This is a genomic window from Pseudomonas sp. 43A (genome assembly GCF_013363935.1).
Taxonomy (GTDB): Bacteria; Pseudomonadota; Gammaproteobacteria; order Pseudomonadales; family Pseudomonadaceae; genus Aquipseudomonas; species Aquipseudomonas crudilactis.
Map to the genome: position 1 here is coordinate 3,278,846 of NZ_CP054880.1, position 16,705 is coordinate 3,295,550.

The 16,705-nt window shown below is 58.9% G+C and carries 15 protein-coding genes; 5 read left to right on the forward strand and 10 right to left on the reverse strand.

Translation table 11 applies throughout. The features are described from left to right. Nucleotides 1–29 precede the first annotated feature (29 nt). The 3 genes from HUW52_RS14450 to pepN are packed head-to-tail and all read left to right on the forward strand — an operon-like array spanning nt 30 to nt 3,785. Nucleotides 30–290 (forward strand): YeaC family protein, encoded by a 261-nt coding sequence (locus HUW52_RS14450; protein WP_007919229.1) that lies wholly within the window; start codon nt 30–32, stop codon nt 288–290. Beyond that, nucleotides 287–1,117 (forward strand): DUF2797 domain-containing protein, encoded by an 831-nt coding sequence (locus HUW52_RS14455; protein ID WP_016987135.1) that lies wholly within the window; start codon nt 287–289, stop codon nt 1,115–1,117. Before HUW52_RS14450 ends, HUW52_RS14455 begins: the two co-directional genes overlap by 4 nt. A gap of 10 nt (nt 1,118–1,127) precedes the next feature. Next, entirely contained in the window at nt 1,128–3,785 is a 2,658-nt protein-coding gene (gene pepN / locus HUW52_RS14460; RefSeq protein ID WP_175554021.1) for an aminopeptidase N, read from the forward strand. Between the two features lie 285 nt (nt 3,786–4,070). On the opposite strand, the gene katG is transcribed toward pepN, so the two are convergent. Together katG and HUW52_RS14470 are read right to left on the reverse strand one after the other, a co-directional pair. Next, on the reverse strand, nt 4,071–6,341 hold the full coding sequence (gene katG, locus HUW52_RS14465; RefSeq protein ID WP_175554022.1) for a catalase/peroxidase HPI: 2,271 nt from the start codon (nt 6,339–6,341) through the stop codon (nt 4,071–4,073). A gap of 151 nt (nt 6,342–6,492) precedes the next feature. Then, nucleotides 6,493–8,703, reverse strand: a complete 2,211-nt coding sequence (locus HUW52_RS14470) for an LTA synthase family protein (RefSeq protein WP_175554023.1) — start codon at nt 8,701–8,703, stop codon at nt 6,493–6,495. A 467-nt stretch (nt 8,704–9,170) separates the two neighbouring features. Here HUW52_RS14470 and HUW52_RS14475 point away from each other — a divergent pair, with 467 nt between their 5' ends. After that, nucleotides 9,171–10,187: an ABC transporter substrate-binding protein gene (locus HUW52_RS14475; RefSeq protein WP_175554024.1), complete on the forward strand. Its 1,017-nt coding sequence runs from the start codon at nt 9,171–9,173 to the stop codon at nt 10,185–10,187. A gap of 116 nt (nt 10,188–10,303) precedes the next feature. After that, a complete protein-coding gene (locus HUW52_RS14480) occupies nt 10,304–11,008 on the forward strand; it encodes a hypothetical protein (protein WP_175554025.1) in 705 nt (234 codons plus the stop codon). Nucleotides 11,009–11,034: 26 nt separating this feature from the next. Here the strand turns inward: HUW52_RS14480 and HUW52_RS14485 are convergent, their stop codons facing one another. From HUW52_RS14485 to HUW52_RS14520, 8 genes are all read right to left on the reverse strand, one after another. Then, nucleotides 11,035–11,241, reverse strand: a complete 207-nt coding sequence (locus HUW52_RS14485) for a helix-turn-helix transcriptional regulator (protein ID WP_016985130.1) — start codon at nt 11,239–11,241, stop codon at nt 11,035–11,037. Next, nucleotides 11,238–11,612, reverse strand: coding sequence for a hypothetical protein (locus HUW52_RS14490; protein WP_016985131.1), 375 nt, complete (start codon nt 11,610–11,612; stop codon nt 11,238–11,240). Before HUW52_RS14490 ends, HUW52_RS14485 begins: the two co-directional genes overlap by 4 nt. 90 nt (nt 11,613–11,702) lie before the next feature. Then, entirely contained in the window at nt 11,703–12,158 is a 456-nt protein-coding gene (locus HUW52_RS14495) for a MarR family winged helix-turn-helix transcriptional regulator (RefSeq protein WP_016985132.1), read from the reverse strand. A 182-nt stretch (nt 12,159–12,340) separates the two neighbouring features. Continuing rightward, nucleotides 12,341–12,793: an Ohr family peroxiredoxin gene (locus tag HUW52_RS14500; protein ID WP_175554026.1), complete on the reverse strand. Its 453-nt coding sequence runs from the start codon at nt 12,791–12,793 to the stop codon at nt 12,341–12,343. 206 nt (nt 12,794–12,999) lie between these two features. Further along, the gene (locus HUW52_RS14505; RefSeq protein WP_016985134.1) at nt 13,000–13,479 is read right to left on the reverse strand and encodes a copper chaperone PCu(A)C; all 480 of its coding nucleotides are present in this window, start codon (nt 13,477–13,479) and stop codon (nt 13,000–13,002) included. Beyond that, nucleotides 13,479–14,084: an SCO family protein gene (locus tag HUW52_RS14510; protein ID WP_008079652.1), complete on the reverse strand. Its 606-nt coding sequence runs from the start codon at nt 14,082–14,084 to the stop codon at nt 13,479–13,481. The genes HUW52_RS14505 and HUW52_RS14510 overlap by 1 nt, the downstream gene beginning before the upstream one ends. A gap of 157 nt (nt 14,085–14,241) precedes the next feature. After that, entirely contained in the window at nt 14,242–15,636 is a 1,395-nt protein-coding gene (locus tag HUW52_RS14515) for an efflux transporter outer membrane subunit (RefSeq protein WP_175554027.1), read from the reverse strand. Between the two features lie 33 nt (nt 15,637–15,669). After that, on the reverse strand, nt 15,670–16,464 hold the full coding sequence (locus HUW52_RS14520) for a helix-turn-helix transcriptional regulator (protein ID WP_016985136.1): 795 nt from the start codon (nt 16,462–16,464) through the stop codon (nt 15,670–15,672). Nucleotides 16,465–16,705: the final 241 nt, after the last annotated feature.

The following is a 16,705-nucleotide window of genomic DNA, read 5'->3' on the forward strand; positions in this document are numbered from 1 at the left end:
TTCAGTGAATAAAGAGCACGGAGACCCTGATGTCCTCTTTTAACGACATGATCAACAACATTACCCCAGACATCTACGAGAGCCTGAAACTGGCCGTGGAAATTGGCAAGTGGTCGGACGGTGGCAAACTCACCGCCGAACAGCGCGAGCTGTCGTTGCAGGCGATGATCGCCTGGGAAATCCAGAACCTGCCTGAAGACCAGCGCACCGGTTACATGGGCCCGCAGGAATGTGCATCGAAGTCGATCGAAGTGCCGAACATCCTGTTCAAGTCGGATGCCATCCATTGATCGAGATTGGCCGCGGTGCAATCAGCAAAATGTCGGCGCGCCTGGACGGGCCGAACGTGCAATACGCGTTTCGTCTGGATGACGTCGAAGTGCCGGTCAACCCGTTGATCGGCAGCACGGTGCGTCTGGAATACCTGGGGGCGATCCACTGCACCCATTGCGGGCGCAAGACCAAAACCAGTTTCAGTCAGGGTTATTGCTACCCGTGCATGACCAAACTGGCACAGTGCGACCTGTGCATCATGAGCCCGGAGCGTTGCCACTATGACGCCGGCACGTGCCGCGATCCTGCGTGGGGCGAGCAGTTCTGCATGACCGATCACGTGGTTTACCTGTCCAATTCGTCGGGCATCAAGGTTGGCATTACTCGTGCTACGCAACTGCCGACTCGCTGGATCGATCAGGGAGCGTGCCAGGCGTTGCCGATCATGCGCGTTTCGACGCGGCAGCAGTCGGGCTTCGTCGAGGATCTGTTTCGCAGTCAGGTAGCCGACAAGACCAACTGGCGCGCGTTGCTCAAGGGCGATGCGGTGGCAGTCGATCTGGCACAGGTGCGCGATCAACTGTTCGAGAGTTGCGCTGAAGGTCTGCAAGGCCTGCAAGAGCGATTCGGCCTACAGGCGATTCAGACCATTGCCGATGTCGAACCGCTGGAAATCCGCTACCCGGTCGAGCAATACCCGGCGAAAATCGTCAGCTTCAACCTGGACAAGAACCCGATTGCCGAAGGCACGTTGTTGGGGATCAAGGGCCAGTACCTGATCTTCGATACCGGCGTGATCAATATTCGCAAGTACACGGCTTATCAGCTCGCCGTGCATCAATAAGGACTCCAGCATGCGCACCGAACAACCGAAGATGATTTACCTCAAGGACTATCAGGCGCCCGAGTACCTGATCGACGAAACACACCTGACCTTCGAGTTGTTCGAGGATCACAGCCTGGTGCACGCGCAGTTGGTGATGCGCCGCAACCCGGCACGTGGCCCGGGCCTGCCGCCGCTGGTGCTCGATGGCCAGCAGCTGGAGCTGCTGTCGGTGACCCTGGCCGATAAAGAGCTTGGCGCTGCTGACTATCAATTGTCCGAGAATCATCTGACCCTGCAACCGGCCAGCGAAATCTTCACAGTCGACACCAGCGTCAGGATCCACCCGGAAACCAACACCGCGCTGGAAGGCCTGTACAAGTCCGGCACGATGTTCTGCACCCAGTGCGAAGCCGAAGGTTTCCGCAAGATCACTTATTACCTCGACCGCCCGGACGTGATGAGCAAGTTCACCACCACCGTGGTCGCCGAACAGCACAGCTACCCGGTGCTGCTTTCCAACGGCAACCCGATCGCCTCGGGCCCGGGCGAAGACGGCCGGCACTGGGCGACGTGGGAAGACCCGTTCATGAAACCGGCGTACCTGTTTGCGCTGGTGGCCGGTGACTTGTGGTGCGTCGAAGACACCTTTACCACCATGACCGACCGCAACGTCGCGCTGCGCATTTATGTCGAGCCGGAAAACATCGACAAGTGCCAGCACGCGATGACCAGCCTGAAGAAGTCGATGCGCTGGGACGAAGAGGTTTACGGTCGCGAGTACGATCTGGACATCTTCATGATCGTCGCGGTCAACGACTTCAACATGGGCGCGATGGAGAACAAGGGCCTCAACATCTTCAACTCCAGCGCCGTGCTCGCTCGCGCCGAAACCGCCACCGACGCTGCACACCAGCGCGTTGAAGCAATCGTCGCCCACGAATATTTCCACAACTGGTCGGGCAACCGCGTGACCTGCCGCGACTGGTTCCAGCTGTCGCTCAAGGAAGGCTTCACCGTGTTCCGTGATTCCGGCTTCTCTGCTGACATGAACTCGGCCACGGTCAAGCGCATTCAGGACGTGGCTTATCTGCGCACCCATCAGTTCGCCGAAGATGCCGGCCCGATGGCTCACGCCGTGCGCCCGGACAGCTTCATCGAAATCTCCAACTTCTACACCCTGACCGTGTACGAAAAGGGTTCGGAAGTGGTCGGCATGATCCACACCTTGCTCGGTGCCGAAGGCTTCCGTAAGGGCAGCGATCTGTACTTTGAACGCCATGACGGCCAAGCGGTAACCTGCGACGACTTCATCAAAGCGATGGAAGACGCCAACGGCGTCGATCTGAGCCAGTTCAAGCGCTGGTACAGCCAGGCTGGCACGCCACGTCTGGCGGTGAGCGAGTCGTACGACGCCGCCGCGAAAACCTACAGCCTGACCTTCCGCCAGAGCTGCCCGGAAACCCCGGACAAAGTTGAAAAACTGCCGTTCGTGATTCCGGTCGAACTCGGCCTGCTCGACAGCCAAGGTAACGAGATTGCTCTGCGTCTGAGCGGCGAAGCATCGGCGCAAGTCACCACCCGCGTGATCTCGGTGACCGAAGCCGAGCAGACCTTCACCTTCGTCGACATCGCTGAACAGCCGCTGCCATCGCTGCTGCGCGGCTTCTCGGCGCCGGTGAAACTGAGCTTCCCGTACAACCGCGATCAATTGATGTTCCTGATGCAGCACGACAGCGATGGCTTCAACCGCTGGGATGCCGGTCAGCAACTGTCGGTGCAGATACTGCAAGAGCTGATCGGTCAGCAGCAGAAGGGCGAGAGCCTGAAGCTCGACCCACGTCTGGTCTCGGCACTGCGCACGGTGCTGTCGGATGAATCGCTGGATCAGGCGATGGTCGCTGAAATGCTTTCGTTGCCGGGTGAGGCGTACCTCACTGAAATCAGCGAAGTGGCGGATGTCGATGCGATTCATATCGCCCGTGAGTTCGCCCGTCAGCAACTGGCGGAAGGTCTGTTCGAAGCGCTGTGGCTGCGTTATCAGGCCAACCGTGACCTGTCGAAGCAAACCCCGTACGTGGCCGAAGCCGAGCATTTCGCCCGTCGCGCGCTGCAGAACATAGCGCTGTCGTATCTGATGCTCAGCGGCAAGCCGGAAGTCCTCGCGGCGGCGCTGGAGCAATTCGAAACGGCCGACAACATGACCGAGCGCCTGACCGCGCTGGCGGTGTTGGTCAACTCGCCATTCGAAGAACAGAAAGCCTTGGCGCTGGCGAGCTTCGCCGAGCACTTCAAGGACAACCCGCTGGTCATGGATCAGTGGTTCAGCGTGCAGGCCGGCAGCACTTTGCCGGGCGGGCTGGAGCGGGTGAAAGCGTTGATGCAGCATCCGGCGTTCAACATCAAGAACCCGAACAAGGTGCGTGCGCTGGTCGGCGCGTTTGCCGGGCAGAACCTGATCAACTTCCACGCGGCGGATGGCTCGGGTTATCGCTTCCTCGCGGATCTGGTGATCGAGCTGAACGGCTTCAATCCGCAGATCGCTTCGCGCCAACTGGCGCCGCTGACGCGCTGGCGCAAATATGACGATGCGCGTCAGGCGTTGATGAAAGGCGAGCTGGAGCGGATTCGGGCGTCGGGGCAGTTGTCGAGTGACGTGTTTGAAGTGGTGAGCAAGAGTCTGGCTTGATGGTGTGTTGGAGTCGGTGTTCCAGCTGTGGACCGGCCCTCACCCTAACCCTCTCCCAGTGGGAGAGGGGACTGACCGAGGTGTCTTTGCGCTATACACCGACCTGAACGACCGAGTCGAACTCAGGTTTTGAACAACACGAAGATCGGCTCCCTCTCCCCCTCGCCCCCCCTGGGGGAGAGGGCTGGGGTGAGGGGGTAGGGCTTACGCATCACCATAAAACCCAAGCCGTACACACAAAAAACGCCGCATTGAAACAATGCGGCGTTTTCATTTTCCGAAAAATTACTTCAAATCAAACCGATCCAAATTCGTCACCTTCGTCCAGGCCGCAACAAAGTCCTTAACAAACTGCTCTTTCGCATCCGAACTGGCATACACCTCCGCCAGCGCGCGCAGTTGCGCATTGGAACCAAACACCAGATCAACCCGTGTCGCCGTCCACTTCACGCTACCGGTTTTACGGTCGCGTCCTTCAAACTCATCCGCATCCCTTGAATTCGGCTTCCACTCCACCCCCATGTCCAACAGGTTGGTGAAGAAGTCGTTGGTCAGCGTCTCGGTTTGCGAGGTGAACACGCCATGCCGGGTTTGCCCGACGTTGGTGTTCAACACCCGCAAGCCACCCAGCAGCACAGTCATTTCCGGAGCGGTGAGGGTCAGCAGTTGTGCCTTGTCGATCAGCAGCGCCTCAGCCGATACGGTGTATTTGCCCTTGCTGTAGTTGCGGAAACCATCGGCAATCGGTTCAAGGAAGCCAAACGAGTCGACGTCGGTTTGCTCTTGGCTGGCGTCCGTACGCCCTGGATTGAACGGCACTGAGACGGAGTGTCCGGCGTTTTTCGCTGCTTGCTCAATCCCGGCATTCCCTGCCAACACGATCAGGTCTGCCAACGAGACTTTCTTGCCCGCGCCGCCGCCATTGAACTCGTTCTGAATACCTTCAAGGGTTTGCAGCACTTTGGCCAGTTGCTCAGGCTGGTTGACCTGCCAGAACTTCTGCGGTGCCAGACGCAGGCGACCGCCGTTGGCGCCGCCGCGCTTGTCTGAACCGCGGAATGTCGAGAGTGCCGCCCAGGCGGTGGAGACCAGTTGCGACACCGACAGGCCTGAGGCGAGTACTTTGCTTTTCAGCGCTGCGGCATCGTTGTCGTCGATCAGTGGGTGAGTGACGGCGGGAATCGGATCCTGCCACAGCAGTTCTTCGTTCGGCAGTTCCGGGCCGAGGTAGCGCGACAGCGGGCCCATGTCACGGTGGATGAGCTTGTACCAAGCGCGAGCGAAAGCATCGGCCAACTGATCCGGGTTGGCGAGGAAGCGCCGGGAGATCTGCTCGTAGGCAGGGTCGAAACGCAGCGCCAGGTCAGAAGTGAGCATGGTTGGTGAGAGTTTCTTGTTCGGATCATGGGCGTGGGGAACAGTGCCGGCACCGGCGCCGTTTTTCGGAGTCCACTGATGCGCACCTGCCGGGCTTTTGCTCAATTCCCACTCGAAGCCGAACAGGTTTTCCAGGTAGTTGTTGCTCCACTGTGTCGGTGTGGTGGTCCAGGTCACTTCGAGGCCGCTGGTGATGGTGTCCGCCCCCTTGCCGGTACCAAAAGCGTTGCGCCAGCCCAGACCTTGCTCTTCAAGCCCGGCGGCCTCCGGTTCGGCGCCGACATTATCGGCCGGACCGGCGCCGTGGGTTTTCCCGAAGGCGTGACCGCCGGCGATCAAGGCGACGGTTTCTTCATCGTTCATGGCCATGCGGCCAAAGGTTTCGCGGATATCGTGGGCTGAAGCAACCGGGTCAGGATTGCCTTCCGGACCTTCGGGGTTCACATAGATCAGGCCCATTTGCACTGCGGCAAGCGGATTTTCCAGATTGCGTTCGCCCTGATCGGTGCGGCTCTCTTCTCTGCCATGCAAATCCGGCTCGGCGACCAACGTGCCGTCACCGGGTTCCTGCATGGCGGACTTGTCCTTGCCGTAACGGCTGTCGCCACCGAGCCATTCGTGTTCCGAACCCCAGTAGACGTCTTCGTCCGGCTCCCACACATCAGGACGGCCCCCGGAGAAACCAAAGGTTTTGAAACCCATCGATTCCAGGGCGACGTTACCGGTGAGAACGATCAGGTCGGCCCAGGAAATGTTCCGTCCGTATTTCTGTTTGATCGGCCACAGCAGGCGGCGGGCCTTGTCGAGACTGACGTTGTCCGGCCAGCTGTTGAGCGGCGCAAAACGTTGCTGGCCGGAACCGGCGCCACCACGGCCATCAGCGGTGCGGTAGGTGCCGGCGCTGTGCCAGGCCATACGGATGAAGAGGGGGCCATAGTGGCCGAAGTCGGCCGGCCACCAGTCCTGGGAGTCGGTCATCAGCGCGTTGAGGTCTTGTTTCAGTGCCTGGAAGTCCAGGCTTTTGAAAGCTTTGGCGTAGTCGAAATCCTTGCCCAGCGGGTCGGACTTGGGCGAGTGCTGACTGAGGATTTTCAGGTTGAGTTGATTCGGCCACCAGTCACGGTTCGTCGTACCACCACCGGCGGCGTGGTTGAACGGGCATTTCGATTCGTTTGCCATGTTCGGGTCCTTATCAGGTCTGCTACGGCCGGCTCGTGCCGACTTCGGACTAGTAAGGCTAGACCCGACTGGGGAAGTCAGCTAATAGGCCGACTATTGGACATTGATAGTCAGAACCTTTTACTGCGCGCTCGCCCTTATAGAATCCTGGTCAGGTGGATTGAGCCGTGTCGTCCTCCGGCACGTCGTCAAGGATGTCCTCTTGCCCCGGCAACTCGGTAATCACACTGAAATCCGTCACCTCAACCGCGCCCAAGCCATAACCCAGCAAATGGAAAGAAAACGCTTTGCGTTCTTGCGGGTTGTCGAAGCTGAAGTTCATTTCCAGTGGTTGCTCGGCGGTTGCAACCATCTCCTGTGGCAAACCGATCTGCACGTCCTGTTCAAACTCCTTGGCCTTGAGCTGAATGTACGCCGCCTGCTGCGGATCGACCGAGCGCACGGTCAGGCGCACGCGAGTGTGCGAGCCTTTGGGCATTTCCAGGTACTGCGCGCCGATCAGGTTGTCGGCCCAGTCATCGTTGATCTGCGCTTGCAGCGGGATGACGTTGGTGCTGCCGAATTGATAGCGGTGATTGAGCGGTGTGCGCAGCAGCGACAGGTCCAGCGCGTTGGCGCGGGCGGCAATTTGCCGGGCCGGTTGGCCGCTGTAGTTGCCCTTGTATTTGGCGCTTTCGGCGATGAAACCGGCGCTTTCGTAATAGCGGCAGCGGCGCGGCATGTCGCATTCGGAGAAGATCCCCTGACCGTTGTGATAGCGCAGCTTGCCGTTGGTGAACGACATGATTTCGCGGCCGGTGTCGTAGTCGCGAAACAGTGAGCGGCCGCTCAGTGCGGTGGGCACCGGCAAGTCGAAATAGTCGAGGATCGAGGCGCTCAGATCGACGTGGCCGTAAACCCCGGCATTCAGGCGCGGCAGTTGCTCATGCTCCGGCGTCAGGGTCAGATTGAATCCCCACGCCGAGGCCAGACGTACGCCATCGATGCCGTGGGATTCATCCGAGGTGATGACCACCAACGTGTCTTTGAGCACACCTTGACGCTCCAGGCCGGTGAGGAACTGATCCAGCGCATCATCGAGATAGCCGACCGCGGCCTGCTTCGGTGTCTCGTAGCGCTCCAGATAGTCATCCGGCGCGGAGTAGGGCTGATGGGTGCCCACGGTCAGCAGCGTCAGCATCCACGGCTGCTTCTGCTTTTTCAGTTGGCCGACATAATCCAGAGCACCTTCGAAAAACGCCTTGTCATCCTTGCCCCACGGGAATTCCAGATAATTGCTGTTGGTGAACCATTCCAGGCCATGGGTCGCATCGAAACCGATGTGCGGCATGATCTTGTCTTTGGCCATGAAGCGCAGACCGGCGCCTTGCAGATAATGCGTGCTGAAGCCGTTCTGGCGCAGCTGCGCCGGCAGACAGGCCTGATTGCGCTCTCGCTGGGTGAGCATCTCCACGCCTTTGGGCGTGCCGTTGTTGAGTTTGTCGTAATCGCCGCAAAGCATCGCGTACAGACCTCGAATGGTCTGGTGCGTGTGCAGCACGTAATCGGGGGTGTTCATGCCGCGCTCGGCCCAGCGGCTGAGGTTGGGCATCAGGTCTTGCTGGTAGTGGCTGCCGATGGCCTCGCGGTTGGCGCGGATGTAAGCCCCGGGAATGCCTTCCAAGGCGATGATCAGCACGTTGCGCGCTTGTCCCGGTGCCCCCAGCAATTTGTGCCCGCTGAGGTCGACATCGGTCAGCCCGGCCATGGCCGGTGCGGCTTCTTCAACATCGCCGTCCAGCCATTCCTCGGCCTGGATCTGCAGGTCAGCGACCTCGCTCGCGAGCAATTGATGCGGCAGGTTGTAAACGCGCCAGGGATCAGCTTCGCTCGGCCACAGGTTTTGCGCACCCCAATGCGCGGCGAACAGCACCAGCGGTGCGGCCCAGACCGCGCGGGGCAGGGCCGGGAGGGAGACGTCGCGTCCGGCAAATTGCATGAGCAGCCAGAACAACAAGGCCAGCAGCAAGGTGACGGCTAATGCCGGATGCGCCAGACCACCGCCAGTGGAGTTTTCCACGAACTGCGGATCGATCAGGTAATGAATATCGGAAGGCGTCGGCAGGCGGCCCACCGCGCTGACCAGTTCCGCCGTGGCCACCGCCAGCAGCCCCCAGAACAGCAGCACCGGCAGGGCCAGCCACCACGCCCGGCGATGCAATAACATCACCAGCAGACTGCCAATCGCCAGATCCGACAAGTACCCCGGCAGGGTCGACCAGCCGAGTGCCGCGCGCAGGCACACCGGTACGATCAGCACCAGAACTATCAGTGAAAAGAGGCGGGGGTGCGACTGTCGCAACCGGTGAAAAAGAGCGCTCACAAAAAAAGACCTTCCAGTCATCAAAACGTCAAAAAAGTGTGCGCGATGATATCAAGGGTCGGCTGTCTGATCGCCTTTTTAAACGCACAGCTGACACGCTGGCCAAGCACCGACTGCCGGGACTGGAATGTCTGCAGCCCTGATGTTCGTACGTGTTGCGCGACAATGGAGGCTATTGATGCCGCAGAGTCTCGACGGATTTATTGTTTCAGGCTGTTTAACAGCCCCCACAAACAGTCAGCGTGGGACCGGATGTTCGGCACCTTGCATGTCACCACTTCAACCCCGGAGCGAGTGCTATCTCACCTTGTACAGCTTGATCGTCACGCCTTCGTGGCAACCGCACGGCGTGTTCTGCCGGGCAGACGTTCGCGTGCTATCGATATGCGATAAAGGTATTTAATTTCTATTTTTTATAGCGATAAAGTCAGGCCTTTCAGCACACCATCCCCTGCTGCGAGGTTGTCATGGCCACACCGTTCAAACGTTCTGCACTGACTCTGCTGGCCACTTCTCTGGCGGCGAGTGCGTTGTTCAGCACCGGCGCTCAGGCCGAAGGCAAGATCAGCATCGCCCAGCAATTCGGTATCGGTTATCTGATCCTCGATGTGGTGCGCGACCAGAACCTCATCGAAAAACACGGTAAAGAACAGGGCCTCGACATCAAGGTCGACTGGAACAGCATTTCCGGTGCCACGGCGATGAACGAAGCGTTGCTCACCGGCTCGCTCGATGTGGTTTCCGCCGGTGTACCGCCGATGCTCACCGTGTGGGATCGCACCAAAGGCAAGCAGAACGTCAAAGCCATCGCCGCACTGGGCTCGATGCCCAACTATTTGTTGACCAATAACCCGAACATCAAGACCCTCAAGGACTTCACCGACAAGGACCGGATTGCCGTGCCTGCCGCCGGCGTAGGCTTCCAGTCGCGCACCTTGCAGATCGAAACCGCCAAGGAATTCGGTGATGCGCAGTACAAGAAATTCGACGACATCTCAGTCAGCCTGCCGCACCCCGATGCGACGGCGGCCCTGATTGCCGGCGGCTCGGAAATCAACTCGCATTTCTCCAGCCCGCCGTTCCAGTACCAAGCCTTGCAGAATCCCAACGTGCACAAAGTGCTGAGTTCCTATGACGTGCTCGGCGGTCAAGCGACGTTCAACGTGCTCTATACCACGGAAAAATTCCACGACGAAAACCCTAAAACCTACAAGGCGTTCTACGACGCGCTGGCCGAGGCCGAGAAGATCATCAAGGCTGACAAACCGGCGGCGGCTCAGGCGTACATTCGTGTCGAACAGTCGAAGTTGCCGCTGGCCCTGGTTGAGCAAATCGTCAAGGACCCGGAAATCGATTTCACCGTGGTGCCGCAGCGTACGTTCATTTACGCGGAGAAATTGCAGGAGCTGGGTGTGCTGAAAAACAAGGCGGGCAGTTGGAAGGATTACTTCTTTGAAGAGGCGCATGGTGGCGCGGGGAGCTAAGTGGGCGATTGATGACGAGGGGGCGTGGCGTTCTGGACAGGGAGATGGCCACTTAGTAGCATTCGCGGCTTATGGATTTCTATCCCGAACGTCGAACGACGCATCAAGGACCCCCAATGCACAAGTTCACCCATGGCGATCTGACCGTTGACTTCACTGTGTTGAGCGGTGAAGTGGTGGGCAGCGACAAAATGAGCGAAACCCACATCACCTCCACCGGTGGTAACGGACAAGTCAACAGCCTTGGCCAACCTGTCGCACTTCAGATCAACACTGTGTTGGTCGTCAATCATGAGTTCTGGATCAAAACGGCCGACGGCATCGAACACGATATCCATTTGCGCGGTCTCGATATTCCTCTGCGCAGCGGGCAGGACATTTCGCTGATCAGCGCCGTCAGCAACGATGGCAAGACCGTTTTGCACACTCACCTGCAAAACCAGACCTCAGCCAAGACATATCAGATTCGCGATGGCAAGGCGCTGAACACCGAACTCGAACTGTCACCGTTTCGCTGGAAGCCTTTGCTGATTGCTTTTGTCTTGTGGGTTGGCATCGGTTTCGTTTCAGGCGTACTGGGTTTTCTGGTGGGGGCGGGCTACTACATTTATCAGTGCGTCAAAGGTTCCAAGCGCAAGAAGCTGCTGATCACGGCACTGGATAGCTTTCTTGCCCAATTGAATCAGCGGGTCGAAAGCCAATATCACGCACCGCAACCTGCCCAGGCACAAGCGCCCGATCAGCCCGAGGTGCAGGCACCGACCCAGCCCGCAGCCGTGACCAGCATCAATGTGCGCAAGGCGTTGTCACGCAACGGCTGAGCACGTCGTCGAGCCACGTGCGACGGTCAGTCGCGCGCAGGTTCGCCATCATCAAAAATGCTTTCAATCGACATTTCGAACGCCCGGGCAATCTGAAAAGCCAATGGCAGACTCGGGTCGTAGCGTTCGTTTTCAATCGCGTTGATGGTCTGGCGTGACACGTTCAAGCGTTGCGCCAGATCGACCTGCGACCATTTGCGCTCGGCGCGCAGTGCCTTGAGTCGGTTTTTCATTGGTAGCGGCGTCGCGCAATTTGCAGGCCGACAATCCACATCAGCCCCATCACCGGCCACACGCACGTCCACGGAATGTGCGGAGCGCCGACGTTTTCCAGAAAGCCATAACTGAACGTCAGCAGTGCCGAGGCGGCAAAGGCAAAACCCAAAGCTTCGAACTGGATGCGCAGATGCATTTCATCCATGCGCCGCATGTTGCGCACGATGGCCCAGCACATCAGGCCTGCTGGAAGGATCGGGGTCAGTGCGACAACGGATCGCAGAATAATGTTGGCATCCAGCAGGTACTGGCTGGCGATCAGTGAAATCGTCAGCACCAGCATGTAGAGGATCGTTGCGGCGCCCAGTTCGAGGTAGTAGCGGTTCATTCTTCACTTCCTATGTAAAAGACCCTTTACATGGTCGTCGAAGATTTATTCGATGTAAAGCACGCTTTCCATCATGGCCGCAACGGCCGATCAATCGGCGCCATTCACCGATTTGATCAGGTTGTTGCGCAACTTGACGATCGATTGCTGCATCTGGGTGAACTCGTCCGGGGTCAGTCCGGTGGCGTCGAACAGGCTGCTGCCCGACGACACTTCGCGCAAGTCGCGACCGCTCTGGGTCAAGCTGATTCGCACCTGGCGTTCATCCGCCGGGTCGCGCTGGCGTTGCAGGTAACCCATGGCTTCGAGTTTTTTCAGGATCGGGGTGAGGGTATTGGATTCCAAAAACAGCTTTTCGCCGAGGCTGCCGACGGTCTGATCGTCCTGTTCCCAGAGCGCCACCACGGTGATGTATTGAGTGTAAGTCAGGCCGAGCCGTTCGAGGATCGGCTTGTAGGCTTTGCCGAAGGCGAGGTTTGTCGAATAGACGGCAAAGCACAGAAAGTCGCTGAGCTTGAGATCGGTGGGAGCGTTGCTGTTCTTCATGTTCATCCTCATGGGTCGGGTGACCGTTGAACCGTATGGAGCGAACTATACGTCGGATGCGATTTTATCGGGAGTGTTGAGTATTTGATCAAGCCAATCGGTTCGCCCAAGAGAGCAGGGCGAGCCGATCGCATCTTTATCTTATGCGCCTACATCGCATGCGATGTATTACTTGAATCAAATCATTCAGTAATGACGTTCAACGCCACATTAATATTGCCGCGAGTGGCTTTCGAGTAAGGGCAGATCTGGTCGGCGGTGTGCGCCAGGTTTTTCGCGACGTCTTCGGCAATGCCCGGTACCCGCAGGGTCAGGCGAGCCTGAAGGAAGTAGGCCGGGCCGGTCTGGCCGAGGTCGACTTCGATGTCCACCGACATGTCGGCTGGCAGCACCACATTCAGGTCGTTGGCAACCAGGCCGACGGCGGCGGTGTAGCAAGCTGACCAGGCACCGGCAAACAGTTGCTCAGCGGTTGGATGCGGCAAGGCGTTGGCAAATACGTGCGCCGGTTTGGCACTGCCCGGGGAGGACAGTTGAATGTCGAGATTACCGTTGTGCCCGCGGGAGGTGATGCCGGCACTGGCAGCGGTGGTGTGGGTTTTGCCGGTGGCGAGTACTTTTTCGATCGTGTGCATGGGATTAATCCTCAGAGACATAATGGTTGGATTTGTTATCGCATGCGGTTAGATCGCATGCGATGTAATAAATATCCTCTCACAGCCTTTCCCTGTCAATCCACCGAATGCGCTCTGTCGACCAGCGGTAATCCTTGTGTGTGCGCAAAAAAAACGGGACGGCCTGATCATCGATCAGGCCGCCCCGCGGGTCTTGCAGTCAGCGATCAGTGCATTTTGCTGTGATCGTGACCTTCCATGTTGGTCAGCGCGCGCACCGGCGCTTTGACTTCGATGGTCTCTTTCTCGCCCTTGGCGTTTTCCACGGTCAGGGTCAGCGGCACGCTTTCGCCTTCCTTCAACTGCGCGGTCAGGCCCATCAGCATCACGTGGTAGCCGTTCGGATCAAGCTTGACGGCTTTGCCGGCCGGCAGTTCGACGAACTTCACCGGGCCCATGCTCATGACGTCGTTCTTCATGGTCATTTCGTGGATCTGCACGTCTCGGGCCGCTGGCGTCGCGACGCTGAGCAACTTGCTGTCGCTGTCGGCGGTGAGGGTCATGAACGCGCCGCTGGCGGACTGGGTCGGCACGGTGGCACGGACCCAGGCATCGTCGACTTTGGTCGCTGCGGTCGCCTGGAATGCCAGACCCAGCAGAGAAAAACCGATGACAGCGCGTTTGATGTGGTTCAGAACAGGTTGCATCAGCAAACCTCCATAACAGTAAGCAAATCTTCCGTGCATTGTTCTGCCGAAAGCGAGGTGGACAGACCCAGGCGCAAGCCGCCGTTGGAGTCGTAAACGTAACTGGTGGCGGTATGCGAGATGGTGTACGTGTCGCCGGCCGGGACTTTCTCGTAGAACACGTCGAATTCCTTGGCCGTGGCTGCGGTTTCCTCGAGCGTGCCGTACAGCGCAACGAACGTCGGGTCGAAGGCTTTCATGTAGGCGTCGAGGATTTCCGGGGTGTCGCGCTCGGGATCGAGGCTGATGAAGATCACCTGCAAACGATCGCCATCGGCGCCCATCAGTTTCTTGATTTTCGCCGCGCGGGCGAGGGTGGTCGGGCAGACTGCCGGGCACTGGGTGAACCCGAAGAACACCATCGGCATCATGCCGCGAAAGCTCGACAGCGTCATGGTTTCGCCATCGGTGTTCTTCAGTTTGAAGGTGCGCCCCATGATCTTGTTACTCAGATCCTTGCCGTACTTGTACGACAGTTGGCCGCGGGTGTCGCAGCCGGCGAGCAGGCCTAGCCCGAGCACGCCCATTCCCGCAAGCACCTTGCGGCGAGTCAACAAAGCCGTCATCTAATACCGCCTTTTGCAGCCCGTCAGTCAGCAGGACTGGCGGGGGGTTAACCGTAAAAGCGGCGCATGATACCAAACTGAGGGCAGACGCCGGCCACGGATCGCCGCGCGGCACAGGATCGAGCGACAAAAGGTGTAAGAAAAAGTGACGACGGACTCACTGCACCCGCGAATCCTCAACGCCCCAGCCGCCGCCCAGCGCGGTGTACAGATTGACCTCGGCGACCAGTTGCGCGAGGCGATCGGTGATCAGACCTTGCTGCGAACTGAACAGCGAACGCTGCGCATCGAGGAACGTCAGGCTGCTGTCGACGCCATTCTGATAGCGGTTCTGCGCCAGGTTGTAATAGGTCTGCGTGGCTTGGACCAGATCACGCTGCGCCTGCAATTGCTGCTGATACGTGCTGCGTGCGGCGAGGCCGTCGGCGACTTCCTGAAACGCGGTTTGGATCGATTTTTCGTATTCGGCCACTGCCACTTCTTTCTGCAACTTCGAATAATCCAGACTGGCGCGCAGGCTGCCGGCATTGAAGATCGGCAGGCTGATCTGCGGCTGAAAGGTCCATGCCCCGGAACCGGCGCCGAACAAACCGGAAAGGTCTCGACTGGAGGTGCCAGCATTCGCCGTCAGGCTGACGCTGGGGAAAAACGCCGCGCGCGCTGCGCCGATATTGGCGTTGGCCGCTTTCAGTTTGTACTCCGCTTGAAGAATGTCCGGACGCCTTTGCAGCAGATCCGACGGTAAACCGGCCGGCAGTTGTTGCACCAGATCGCTGGCCAGTGGCCGGGCGGGCAGGGCCTCGGGCACCGGCGCGCCAACCAGCAAGGTCAGGCTGTTCAAGTCCTGCGCGACCTGGCGCTGATAACGCGCCAGATTGGCCCGTGAACTGTCGACGCTGGTCTGCGCCTGCGCCTGCTCCAGCGCCGAAGACTTGCCCGCCTCGCGGTTGCGCGTGGTCAGGTGCAGGCTCTGTTCATCGGCAGCAAGGGTCTCGCGAGTGAGAACCAGTAGCTCTTGATCGGCGCGCCAGGTCAGGTAAGCATTGGCGACGTTGGCCACCAGACTCAGTTCGGCACTGCGCCGCGCCTCTTCAGTCGAGAGCCAGGTCTGCAAGGCCTCCTCGCTGAGGCTGCGCACGCGACCGAAGAAGTCCAGCTCATAAGCGCTGATGCCGAGATTGACCGAGTACGTCGAATTGATCAGCGCCTTGCCTTGGGTCACGCTCGGCGGCATGCGCTGGCGCAGTTCATTGGCATTGGCCGACACCGCCGGCAGCAGGTCGGCGCGCTGAATGCGGTATTGCGCCTGAAAGGCTTCGACGTTGAGAGCCGCTACGCGCAGGTCGCGGTTGTTGACCAGCGCGCTTTCAATCAGCTGTTGCAGCGCCGGGTCGGTGAACAGTGTGCGCCAGTCCTCGCTGCTCGTTGCAGCCTGCGTCGCTGTTGGATATTGCGCGGCACTGGGTGAAACGGGCCGCTGATACTCGGGAATCAATGAACAACCGCCCATCAGCATTGCCATGGACAGCAGGGAAAGTCGCAACGTCAACATCGAACTGCCTCATGCATATAAAGAGCGTTGTGCTCAGGCCCCGGCCATCCATTTCGCCAGACCATGGCGGCCACTGACGCCGAGTTTGGCCGTGGCACGTTTCAGGTACGTCTCGATCGAGCTGTTTTTGACCCGCAGTTGTTCCGCCATTTGCGGTACGGTGCCGCCGGTCAACAGGCCGAGGCAGACTTCTTTTTCGCGCGCCGAGAGCGCGATATCGCTGATCGCCAGACGCTCGTCGAATACCTGCGCCAGTGGTGCCTGATCCAGCTCGGCCAAGGGCTGGCGTGGTTGTCTGGCGAGGGATTGTCGACTGATTTGCGCATGTCGTTCGATCAGCGGCAGCAGGGTGTCGGACAGACGCTTGAGAAACGACAGCTCCGGCAGAGAAAAAACTCGCTGGGTGTGCGGACGGTAAAACGAGATGACGCAGCGGCGGTTTGAAGTGCGCGACACCAGGTTGCACTGATGCACGCTGTGCTGCGGATGACGGGGTAGCAGTGAAGCTTTCAACTGGATCAGCAACGAGTCATTCATTTCGATTATTTTCTGCAACAACGGATGATCGTCCGGTCTCTCCAGCGGATCGGGCGGGGGGAAAGTCTGCGGTAAGCCGGCACTGCCCAACGGCTTGATTTCAACCACGCTGGCCTGACGCTCATCGAGCGTCCATTCACTGAGGTCGACCCGATTGACCGGCACCAACGTGTCCACCAACTGAAACATGTTCGTGGCGAAGTGATCATCGCCGGTGCTGGCGATCAGTTCCCCCAGTTGCCAGTAGAAGTGCGGGTTTTCCATATTGCGAATACTGCCGGTCAGATTCATATCCTTGTCATCCCTGGTTCAGAACCCTCACTGAATCGTCTGCCGTCTCTGCAAAAACCGCCCACGCCGTCATTTCTCCTTGAGCACGATCTGGAGCGGGATTTAAGCCTATGGATTTGTCCTACGTCTGTAGGGGAAAACAGGGACACAAAATGCCATCATTTCTGATTGTTGGCGCCGGGGTTCTGACGGTGAGGAGATCAGGAGTGTTGTCGTCAGTGACTGATCAGTCACGCCGCAG

Coding starts and splice junctions, on each gene's coding strand:
- HUW52_RS14450 (WP_007919229.1), top strand. CDS start 30: ATGTCCTCTTTTAACGACATGATCAACAACATTACCCCAGACATCTAC.
- pepN (WP_175554021.1), top strand. CDS start 1,128: ATGCGCACCGAACAACCGAAGATGATTTACCTCAAGGACTATCAGGCG.
- katG (WP_175554022.1), bottom strand. CDS start 6,341: ATGGCAAACGAATCGAAATGCCCGTTCAACCACGCCGCCGGTGGTGGT.
- HUW52_RS14475 (WP_175554024.1), top strand. CDS start 9,171: ATGGCCACACCGTTCAAACGTTCTGCACTGACTCTGCTGGCCACTTCT.
- HUW52_RS14480 (WP_175554025.1), top strand. CDS start 10,304: ATGCACAAGTTCACCCATGGCGATCTGACCGTTGACTTCACTGTGTTG.
- HUW52_RS14485 (WP_016985130.1), bottom strand. CDS start 11,241: ATGAAAAACCGACTCAAGGCACTGCGCGCCGAGCGCAAATGGTCGCAG.
- HUW52_RS14490 (WP_016985131.1), bottom strand. CDS start 11,612: ATGAACCGCTACTACCTCGAACTGGGCGCCGCAACGATCCTCTACATG.
- HUW52_RS14495 (WP_016985132.1), bottom strand. CDS start 12,158: ATGAAGAACAGCAACGCTCCCACCGATCTCAAGCTCAGCGACTTTCTG.
- HUW52_RS14500 (WP_175554026.1), bottom strand. CDS start 12,793: ATGCACACGATCGAAAAAGTACTCGCCACCGGCAAAACCCACACCACC.
- HUW52_RS14505 (WP_016985134.1), bottom strand. CDS start 13,479: ATGCAACCTGTTCTGAACCACATCAAACGCGCTGTCATCGGTTTTTCT.
- HUW52_RS14510 (WP_008079652.1), bottom strand. CDS start 14,084: ATGACGGCTTTGTTGACTCGCCGCAAGGTGCTTGCGGGAATGGGCGTG.
- HUW52_RS14515 (WP_175554027.1), bottom strand. CDS start 15,636: ATGTTGACGTTGCGACTTTCCCTGCTGTCCATGGCAATGCTGATGGGC.
- HUW52_RS14520 (WP_016985136.1), bottom strand. CDS start 16,464: ATGAATCTGACCGGCAGTATTCGCAATATGGAAAACCCGCACTTCTAC.